We start from the raw sequence: 9,167 nt of genomic DNA on the forward strand, positions 1-9,167 counted from the left end.
ATGGGGAAAGAAAAAGCCCTCCCGTTGCCGGGAGGGCTTTTTTTATTGCAACATGCCGCGAAACGATCAGCGCATGTACACGCGACCGTTGCTGATCTGCACGTAGTCGCCGTTGCGCACGCGCGGATCCTCGCGCTGGGTCACGGTCGCGCGGCGACCGTCGTCCAGACGCACCACGACACGGTATGCCGGCACATCGCCACTGTTGCGCTTGGCCACTTCGTTGCCGACTGCACCACCGGCCACCGCACCGGCCACGGTCGCGGCCTTGCGGCCATCACCCTTGCCGACCTGATTGCCCAATGCAGCACCCGCCACGGCGCCGATGATGGTACCCAGCACGTGGGACCTGTTGCTGTCGGACACGTAGACCTGGCTCACGCTCTCGACAACGCCGCATTGATTGCTTGGACAGCTGCGACTAGCCGTACGCCCGCCTCCGCCGTATGTAGTGCCGTATCCGGGACCATTTCCGCCGGAGTTGTACGGCCCCGTTGCGCAACCGGCCAATGCCAGCATGGCGGTCGCCAGCGCAACCGGCACGATGCGTCGAATAGAGCTCATCTTGATGGACATGGAACCTCCTTGGTTGGGGATGACCTTGGTGGCGAGCGGACGAACCCGAAGCTACGGATTCGTCCGCGATCCTGCGATCAGTTGGACGAAACGACCGTCGTGGCCTGCTTGATCTCGACCGTGTCACCCGGATTGTGGTCCATGCGAGTAGTGTGCACGGTGCCGTCCTTCAGCTGGTACTTCACGTTGTAGCCGACCACCGTGGTCTTGCGGTCGTTGACCGTCTGGCACTTCTGTTCCTGGGTCGTGTACGTGGCGTCCTCCTGATGCTTCTCCTGGATCTTCTTGCCAGCGTAGCCACCTGCCACGGCACCGGCGACCGTCGCCAACTTCTTGCCCTTGCCGCCGCCGACCTGGTTGCCGAGCAGACCGCCCGCCACGGCGCCGATGGCCGTACCCGCGATCTGATGCGAATCCTTGACCGGCTTGTGGTGCGTCACGGTCTCGTTGTGGCAAACCTGACGCGGATGATTCGTGGTCTTCTTGATCGGCGTCGCGCTAACTACCTTCGCGTACTGCGGACCTTCCGCGCTGGCGTTGCGGTTGCACGCCGTCAGACCACCTGCGGTCGCGACGGCGATGCTGGCGACGAGCGCCTTGGTAACGAACTTGTTCATCTCTAGCCTCCTGTTTCCACCCACGTCGTATGGATGTCCGTTTGTTATGTTTCCGCATTCAAGCACTGCGGAACTGAACAACTCATAAGGTCTGCGTTAAATCCGGTGCAGCATGCATCACCGTACCCGCAGATCACTCCAGAGCACTATCCTCCATGATGCCTGCTTTCACGTGGCGACGAGCAAATATGAACGGGATCGCAATCACCCTTTTCGACAGCCACACGCATCTGGACGATGCGGCCTTCGACGCCGACCGCGATGCTGTACTGCGGCGCGCCGCAGAGGCTGGCGTCACGGAGGCCTTGGTCGCTGCCGTCACCGCTGGGCGCTGGCCTACGCTGCAAGCGGTATGCGCGCGTCCTGGGAACGCCATTCGTCTGCACCCCGCCTACGGTCTGCACCCGATGTTCATGGACGCACACGATGATGCGGACCTCGACGCACTGGAAAACTGGCTACGCGACCGAGGCGACGATGCCGTCGCTGTCGGAGAATGCGGACTGGACTTCCAGGTCGGCATCGAACACGAGCGCCAGCGGCGCTTCTTCCGTCACCAGATCGGCCTGGCGCGCGAACTCGACCGGCCGCTCATCCTTCACGCACGCAAGGCTGTCGAGGAAGTCATCCTGACGCTGCGCCACGAAGGCCCCGTGCGCGGCGTCGTGCACAGCTACGGCGGCAGCGTCGAACAGGCTCGGCAGCTCTGGGACCTGGGCATCCACATCGGCTTGGGCGGTCCGGTCACGCACGAACGCGCGCACAAGCTGCATCGCCTGGCCGCGTCCATGCCGCTGGAGCAGCTGCTGCTGGAGACCGACGCGCCCGATCAGCCCGGCGCCGCCCATCGGCACGAGCGCAACGAGCCGGCCTATCTGACCGAAGTGCTCGACGTCGTCGCGCGTCTGCGCGACACCGCCCGTGCAACCATCGCCGCCGCCACGCACACCAACGCCCGCCGCCTGTTTGGCCTGCCCCGAACCTGATTCGTCCGCACGTTCCCCGCGCACGGTCTTGTATACCCACCAGTTCAGTTGTTAGGCTTATAGTTCACTAATGAACTATTCATTGCGGGCATGGGCCGACTCCTCGACTCCACCGAATCCATGAAGGCAGCCGTGGCGCGCGTCGCCGAACGCGTGCCTGACATGCCCGTGGACGACATCGTGCTGCTGCGTCTGCTGCATATCGTCAACGCCGGCCTCGACCAGTCCGAAGAGCGCTGGCTGAAGCCGTACAAGCTCGGCAACAGCGAATTCCGCACGCTGATGATGCTGTACAGCAGCGCCGAGCAGCAGGCGCATCCATCCGATCTGTGCCAATGGGCGTCGCAGAAGCCGACCAACATGACACGGATCATCGACACCCTGCTCGAACGCGGCCTGGTGACCCGCCGCCCCAGCGATGCCGATCGCCGTCGCATCATTCTCGAAGTGACGCCGGAAGGGTCGCGACTGGTCCGCACGCTGCTGCCGGAAGTCCGGCCCAACGTGCAGGCCCTGTTCCACCACTTCTCCCGGAGCGAGTACCGCCAGCTGGCCGGTCTGCTGGAAAAGCTGCTCCGCAACCTCGACGCCATGGATCCCGTCCAGGAATGAACCCGATGACTCCCTCTCGCGTATTCGCCGTCGCCGTCGCGACCCTGCTGCTGGGCGCATGCGCCGGCGTGCCCGACAAGATCCGGCACGTCGACCTGCGCTCACAGGCGCCGCTGGCCGGCCTGCCCTCTTCCAGCCAGGGCTCCTGGCCCGCCGCCGCCTGGTGGAAGCGCTACCACGACCCGCAGCTGGATCGATTGATCGACCGCGCCCTGCACGACGCCACCAGCCTGGCCGCCGCGCGCAGCCGGGTGAACGCCGCCCGCGCGTCGGCCAAGCTGACCGCGTCGCAGGTCGGCCTGCGCATCAACGGCAACGTGCAGGTCGCCCGCCAGCGACTCAGCGAAAACGGCCTGATCCCGTCGCAATTCCTCGGTTTCACCTGGTACAACCAGGGCGACATCGGCGTGCAGGGCAGCTACGACTTCGACCTGTGGGGCGGTCACCGCGCCGAAGTCGAGGCCGCCATCGGACAGGTGCACGCTGCCGCCGCCGAGCGCAGCGCCGCTGCCCTGGCCCTGCAGGTCGGCATTACCCGCACCTACTTCGGCTGGCAGGCCGACCGGCATCGCTTGCAGCTGGCCGAGCAACTGGTTCGCGACCAGGAAAGGCTCGTCCACGTGTTCGATGTGCGCGTGAACGCCGGTCTGGAACCGAATGACCGGCTGCAGCAGGCGCGCGCCGGCGCCGCGGCCGCGCGGCAGCAGGTCGCGGCGCTGCGCGGAAGCGCCAAGATCCGCCGCGCCATCCTGGCCGCGCTGATCGGCATCGCACCGAGAGACCTGCCCGACCTGAAGATGCGCCCTCTGCCGAAGGCCAACGCCGCGCTGCCGGCCCACGCCGGCCTGGACCTGATCGCGCGCCGCCCCGACATCGCCGCGCGCCGCTGGCAGGTCGAATCCGCGCTGCGCCAGACCGATGCCGCGCGTGCCAAGTTCTTCCCCGACTTCAGCCTCAACGCGATGGCCGGCTTCTCCAGCATCGACCTGGGCAAACTGCTGCATCCGGAAAGCCGTGTGTTCGCGCTGACGCCGGCCCTGCACCTGCCGATCTTCGAAGGCGGACTGCTCCGCGCCGGCTTCGGCGTATCCAAGGCGCAACTGCAGAGCGCGGTCGCACAGTACAACGACGCCGTGGTCAACGCCGCGCGCGAAGTCTCCACCCAGGTGCTCGACCTGCAGCGCCTGCGCGCCCAGCGTCATGAACAACAGGCGCAGCTGCAGGCCGTGAGCGCGCTGCAGCACAACGCCGAAGCGCGCCAGCATCAGGGCCTGACCGATATCCAGCCCGTGCTGCGGGCTCGCACCCAGGTGCTGCAGCAGCGTGACGCGCACCTGCAGCTGACGGCACAGATCCTCGACGCCGACGTCGGCCTGATCCAGGCGCTGGGCGGCGGTTACCACCTTGAACACGCACCGGAGGCGACCGACAACACGGCTACCCCGGCTCCTGCAACCTCTTCCGCGCGGAAAACGACCCTATGAGCGCCCAAGACGAAAAGACCTCCGACGCCAAGAACCACGGCGGCGAGAACGCCAGCGGCAACGGCAAGCGCAAACGCATCCTGCTGACCATCGCCGGCGTGTTCGTGCTGGCCGGGCTGGCCTGGTTCCTGCTGTGGCTGTTCGTGCTCTCGCAGCGCGAAGTGACCGACGATGCCTACGTCAAGGGCAACCAGGTCACCGTCAGTTCGCAGATTCCCGGCACCGTGGTCGCGGTGATGGCCGACGACACCGATCTGGTCCACGCCGGCCAGACGCTGGTCAAGCTCGACCGTACCGATACCGACGTGAACCTGGCCAAGGCCCGCAGCGCGCTGGCGGAGACCGTGCGCAGGGTACGTCAGGCCTTCGCCAACGCCGCGAAAGCCGACGCCGCCGTCGATGCGCGCAAGGTCGAACTGAGTCTGGCCCGCGCCGACCTCAGGCGCCGCGAGCCGCTGCTGAAGCAACAGGCCGTGTCGCCGGAGGAAATGTCCCATCTGCGGGACCGCGTGCGCACCGCGCAGAGCGCGCTCGAAGTCGCCCAGCGCAACGCCACCGCCGCGCACGCCGCCATCGACGGCACCGACATCGAGCACAACCCGGCAGTGATGCAGGCACGCGCCGCCTTCCGTTCCGCGTGGCTCGCCGCGCACCGCACCGCCATCGTTGCGCCGGTCGACGGCTACGTCGCCCAGCGCAGCGTGCAAGTCGGCCAGCAGGTGCAACCGGGCGCGCCGCTGATGCAGGTGATTCCGCTGAACAACCTGTGGGTCGAGGCCAATTTCAAGGAAGTGCAACTGGCCCACATCCGCATCGGCCAGCCGGTGAAGATCGAGCCGGACATCTACGACGGCCTGGTCTTCCACGGCAAGGTGGTCGGCCTTGGCGCCGGCACGGGCAGCGCGTTCGCCCTGCTGCCGCCACAGAACGCTTCGGGCAACTGGATCAAGGTGGTGCAGCGCGTGCCGGTGCGCATCTCGATCGACCCGAAGGACCTACGCAAGCATCCGCTGCGCATCGGCCTGTCCGCCGATGTCAACGTCGACACGCACAACCGCGACGGCCGTGTGCTGGCGCAGAAGCCGGTGACGCAGGCGGTCTCGAAGACGGGCGTCTACGACCGCGATCTGGCCGAGGCCAAGCGCGAGGCCGACGCCATCATCCAGGCCAACCTCGGCCGCAAGTAACCGTCCCCTCTCCTGCTGACTCACGGCGCGGCTGCGGCCGCGCCTGCCCACGGAAAACCCGAACGCGATGTCCTCCAACGCTCCGGCGCCGTACAAACCGTTGCATGGCACCCCGCTGGTGCTGCTCACGATCGCGATCTCCTTCGCCACCTTCATGGAGATCCTCGATCTGACCATCGTCAACGTGGCGGTGCCGCACATCGCCGGCGCGCTGGCGGTGAGTCCGCAGGAAGGCACCTGGGCGATCAGCTCCTACGCGCTGGCTAGCGCCATCATGCAGCCGCTGACCGGGTGGATCGCCAAGCGCTTCGGCGAGGTGCGCACCTTCGTCATCTCGCTGGTGCTGTTCGTGACGTTCTCCATGCTCTGCGGCATGGCGACCAGCATGCCGATGCTGGTGATCTTCCGCCTGCTGCAGGGCGCCGGTTCCGGCCCGATGGTGGCGCTGTCGCTGGCCCTGCTGCTGGCCGCCTACCCGGTCGAACGCAAGGGCATGGCGCTGGCGATGTGGGCCATGACCGTGGTCATCGCACCGATCTTCGGTCCCATCCTCGGCGGCTACATCACCGACAACCTGTCGTGGCCGTGGATCTTCTTCATCAATGTGCCGGTGGGTCTGCTGGCCGGCGCGGTGGTGTGGGGCATCATGCGCAAGCGCGAGACCAAGACCATCAAGGTGCCCATCGACATCGTCGGCCTGGGCCTGCTGGTGGTCGGCGTGGGCTGCCTGCAGTTCATGCTCGACAACGGCAACGACAAGGACTGGTTCTCCTCGCCGCTGATCACCACCCTGGGCATCATTGCGCTGGTCTGCCTGACCTTCCTGGTCGCCTGGGAACTGATGGCCAAGCATCCCGTCGTCGACCTCTCGCTGTTCCGCAAGCGCAATTTCACCGTCGGCGTGATCGCCCTGGCGCTGGGCATGATGGCCTTCTTCGGCATCAACGTGGTGTTCCCGCTGTGGCTGCAGATCAACCTGAACTACACCGCCACCTGGGCCGGTCTGGCGACAGCGCCGGTCGGCATCCTCGCCTTCCTGCTGTCACCGGTCATCGGTCGCAATATCGACAAGCTGGAACTGCGCGCAGTGGTGACCTTCTCGTTCACCGTGTTCGCGATCACCTCGTACTGGTTCTCCACCTTCAACAACGACGCCTCGTTCGGCAGCCTCATCATGCCGCGCTTCGTCATGGGCCTGGCGATCCCCTGCTTCTTCATTCCGTTGAACCAGATCATCCTGTCGGGCCTGAAGGATCACGAAGTCGCCACCGCCTCGGGCCTGGCCAACTTCTTCCGCACCATGGCTTCGAGCGTGTCCACGGCCGTCACCGTGACCCTGTGGCAGCACCGCGCCGACTATCATCAGGCCATGCTCACCGAACACGTCAACCACGCCAACCCGGCCGTGGGAAGCTACCTGCAGACCCTGCACGCCGGCGGCATCACCGGCGAACGCGCCTGGGCCGTGGTCGAGCGCGTCATCACCCGCGAGGCGCTGACGCTGTCGGTCAACGACGTGTTCTGGGGCTGTGCCGTGCTGTTCCTGTGCCTGATCCCGGTGCTGTGGTTCGCCAAGCCGCCGTTCGCCAGTGGTGGGCCGGAGACGATGCATTGAGTGATGGCTTGCGCGACCTAGAACCTGATGGGCTTTCTTTGTCAGCCCAACCTGCGAACCTAGGACACCGAAGGTACGCCAGTTTCACCTAATGTCAGCATACTGGCGGCCACCTCCCGAAAAGGATCCACATGATGCGTCGAGACCAGCATGATCCGGTCGCGTTGATAATCTGCCAGCAGAGTCAGCAGCACATCGCGTGACGCGGCGTCGATCTCGTTGATCGGTTCGTCGAACAGCATGACCAACGGTGCCGCGATCAGGGTCGCCGCCAGCAGAATTTTCTTGGACATCCCAGCCGAAAGCGTCCCGAGCGGTGCATCGACAGCGTGACTCAGGTGCAGTTGCTCCAGCACGTGAGTCCGATATTCGAGTGAACGGCGACTCGACGGATACAGCGAAGTCACGAAGTCGATCAGCATGCCCGCACGCAGCCAGGGAATGGCAGGAGGCGCGCCCGGAGCCAGCAATACGCGATCTGAATGCCGCTTCATGGGTACATCGCCCAGGCGAATCACCCCGGTCATTGGCGACAACGCTCCGGCAATGGCTCGCAACAGCGACGTCTTGCCAATTCCGTTGGGACCCACGACCAGATGCAGTCCTAAGCCGAACGTGCGTGTAAGCGCCCTCACCTGCCCGAACGGCAACGTCAGTTCATGCAAGCCAAGCGATTCGATGGAATTCATGAAAGCGCCACCGTCAGAAAAATCAGTGTGAGTACGACATGCGCTGTCGGCATCAGCCACCGCATCGTGTCGCGCGTCCAATTCGCGCTGAATGCGCCCAGTGCAAACAGTCCCGCATAGCCGAGCAGCGGATAACTAGGCAGAACCGCATGAGATGTTCCAGGAGGCAACGCGCGGACCGCAGTCTGCCAGTACGCGCTCATGCAGAGCGAGAAAAGCACCACCGGCGGCAGTACGGCAAACCAAGTAACGCGCCTTCGGAATGCGCAGTGGCCTGCCAGGAAGTCCAGCCGCTCCAGCATCATGCCGCGCACAAGCACCGGCAATCGATACAACGCAGCCGACGCGATCGCCATCAAGCCGATCAGAAGTGCCGTGGCGAGACCGACGCTCGGCGCATGGCCTGCGAGCAGGGTCATCGCCAGCGCCCACGCACCAAGCAGATAGCCTCCTCGAACCACTAGCGACTCGCGTAAGGCATGCCAGGACGCAGGCACGACCAACGCGCTCGCCAGTGCGATACGCTCGAAGATCGCACGTGATCGGCCCTTTGATCGAAGCGCCTGAAACCGTGCCCGCCGTGGGCGAACAGCGAACGTCATGGCGACAGCCGCTGTAACAAGCATGGCGACAGCACCGAGCACACTTTGCGGCCGGAACACCATCAACACGAGCATGGGTAAAACCATCACGGCAGCGCGACGATAGGCGTTGCGCAACAACAACACGTTTAACACCATGCCTGCGCCGACCATCACCAAGTACGACACGCTCGCCGACACCGCCTGCAGGGACGGGCCCTGACTCCATAGCATGTAGAGCAGCCATATCAACGGCAGCCAAAGCACCGAATAACATTGCATGACGATGCGCAAATCGGCGCGCCAGACGGCAGCATCGGGAATGGGCAACGTCGCAAGGAACGGCTCCGCATCACGCATGAAGATTGCCCCGTGCAGCAGCCACAATAACTCCAGTGTCACGCACTGCCAGCCAAGCAGAATGCCCAGCCGCTCGCTCAATCCCACATGTGTGTGCATCAGCGCCATCAGGCCATCGGCCAGAACGACCATCAAGCTAACGATGGCAAACACGCCCGCACTGCCGAAAAACCCCATGCCCACGACGGCGGTCTTTGCCATGCCACGGAAGCGCTCGGCAAGCGATCTGCGGAAATGCAACTGGCGCAGACGCGCATAACTCAGACTCACCCATGACTCCGGAGATGTAATGTCCTCTCAAGTGAGGACCGGAAAAACATGCGCAGGTTCACTCCCGCCGCGCCATCACACCATTTCTGGTCCACGACCACCGTGAAAATGCTCCCTGAAGACTCATGTCGCCGCCCCCTGCGCGAGGCGGTACGTTTGTGGTTCCTACACCCAAGCGTCGCCCGCGACA

The 9,167-nt window shown here is 64.8% G+C and carries 9 protein-coding genes; 5 read left to right on the top strand and 4 right to left on the bottom strand.

Going from position 1 to position 9,167, the window contains the following annotated elements:
• Positions 1-66: 66 nt before the first annotated feature.
• Together BTJ49_RS09230 and BTJ49_RS09235 are read right to left on the bottom strand one after the other, a co-directional pair.
• On the bottom strand, positions 67-576 hold the full coding sequence (locus BTJ49_RS09230; RefSeq protein WP_240151515.1) for a glycine zipper 2TM domain-containing protein: 510 nt from the start codon (positions 574-576) through the stop codon (positions 67-69).
• Positions 577-653: 77 nt separating this feature from the next.
• Positions 654-1,193, bottom strand: a complete 540-nt coding sequence (locus BTJ49_RS09235) for a glycine zipper 2TM domain-containing protein (protein WP_113065060.1) — start codon at positions 1,191-1,193, stop codon at positions 654-656.
• A 188-nt stretch (positions 1,194-1,381) separates the two neighbouring features.
• On the opposite strand from BTJ49_RS09235, the gene BTJ49_RS09240 reads away from it, so the two are divergent.
• The 5 genes from BTJ49_RS09240 (at position 1,382) to BTJ49_RS09260 (ending at position 7,077) form a co-directional block, all read left to right on the top strand.
• A complete protein-coding gene (locus BTJ49_RS09240) occupies positions 1,382-2,179 on the top strand; it encodes a TatD family hydrolase (protein ID WP_240601788.1) in 798 nt (265 codons plus the stop codon).
• A gap of 90 nt (positions 2,180-2,269) precedes the next feature.
• Entirely contained in the window at positions 2,270-2,791 is a 522-nt protein-coding gene (locus tag BTJ49_RS09245) for a MarR family transcriptional regulator (protein WP_113065061.1), read from the top strand.
• Positions 2,792-2,796: 5 nt separating this feature from the next.
• A complete protein-coding gene (locus BTJ49_RS09250; protein WP_240601789.1) occupies positions 2,797-4,275 on the top strand; it encodes an efflux transporter outer membrane subunit in 1,479 nt (492 codons plus the stop codon).
• Positions 4,272-5,462 carry an efflux RND transporter periplasmic adaptor subunit gene (locus BTJ49_RS09255; RefSeq protein ID WP_113065063.1) on the top strand — a complete coding sequence of 397 codons (1,191 nt, stop codon included), beginning with the start codon at positions 4,272-4,274 and terminating at the stop codon, positions 5,460-5,462. The genes BTJ49_RS09250 and BTJ49_RS09255 overlap by 4 nt, the downstream gene beginning before the upstream one ends.
• 67 nt (positions 5,463-5,529) lie before the next feature.
• A complete protein-coding gene (locus tag BTJ49_RS09260; RefSeq protein WP_113065064.1) occupies positions 5,530-7,077 on the top strand; it encodes a DHA2 family efflux MFS transporter permease subunit in 1,548 nt (515 codons plus the stop codon).
• Between the two features lie 59 nt (positions 7,078-7,136).
• Here BTJ49_RS09260 and BTJ49_RS09265 read toward each other — a convergent pair whose 3' ends face one another.
• The gene (locus tag BTJ49_RS09265; protein WP_113065065.1) at positions 7,137-7,766 is read right to left on the bottom strand and encodes an ATP-binding cassette domain-containing protein; all 630 of its coding nucleotides are present in this window, start codon (positions 7,764-7,766) and stop codon (positions 7,137-7,139) included.
• Positions 7,763-8,977 (bottom strand): hypothetical protein, encoded by a 1,215-nt coding sequence (locus BTJ49_RS09270; protein ID WP_146742312.1) that lies wholly within the window; start codon positions 8,975-8,977, stop codon positions 7,763-7,765. The genes BTJ49_RS09265 and BTJ49_RS09270 overlap by 4 nt, the downstream gene beginning before the upstream one ends.
• Between the last annotated feature and the right edge of the window lie 190 nt (positions 8,978-9,167).

This window comes from Oleiagrimonas sp. MCCC 1A03011, from assembly GCF_003267965.1.
Taxonomy (GTDB): domain Bacteria; phylum Pseudomonadota; class Gammaproteobacteria; order Xanthomonadales; family Rhodanobacteraceae; genus Oleiagrimonas; species Oleiagrimonas citrea.

Bases quoted from the DNA above. Each gene is read 5' to 3' on its own strand.
- BTJ49_RS09230 (WP_240151515.1), bottom strand. From the start codon at position 576: ATGTCCATCAAGATGAGCTCTATTCGACGCATCGTGCCGGTTGCGCTG.
- BTJ49_RS09235 (WP_113065060.1), bottom strand. From the start codon at position 1,193: ATGAACAAGTTCGTTACCAAGGCGCTCGTCGCCAGCATCGCCGTCGCG.
- BTJ49_RS09240 (WP_240601788.1), top strand. From the start codon at position 1,382: ATGAACGGGATCGCAATCACCCTTTTCGACAGCCACACGCATCTGGAC.
- BTJ49_RS09245 (WP_113065061.1), top strand. From the start codon at position 2,270: ATGGGCCGACTCCTCGACTCCACCGAATCCATGAAGGCAGCCGTGGCG.
- BTJ49_RS09250 (WP_240601789.1), top strand. From the start codon at position 2,797: ATGACTCCCTCTCGCGTATTCGCCGTCGCCGTCGCGACCCTGCTGCTG.
- BTJ49_RS09255 (WP_113065063.1), top strand. From the start codon at position 4,272: ATGAGCGCCCAAGACGAAAAGACCTCCGACGCCAAGAACCACGGCGGC.
- BTJ49_RS09260 (WP_113065064.1), top strand. From the start codon at position 5,530: ATGTCCTCCAACGCTCCGGCGCCGTACAAACCGTTGCATGGCACCCCG.
- BTJ49_RS09265 (WP_113065065.1), bottom strand. From the start codon at position 7,766: ATGAATTCCATCGAATCGCTTGGCTTGCATGAACTGACGTTGCCGTTC.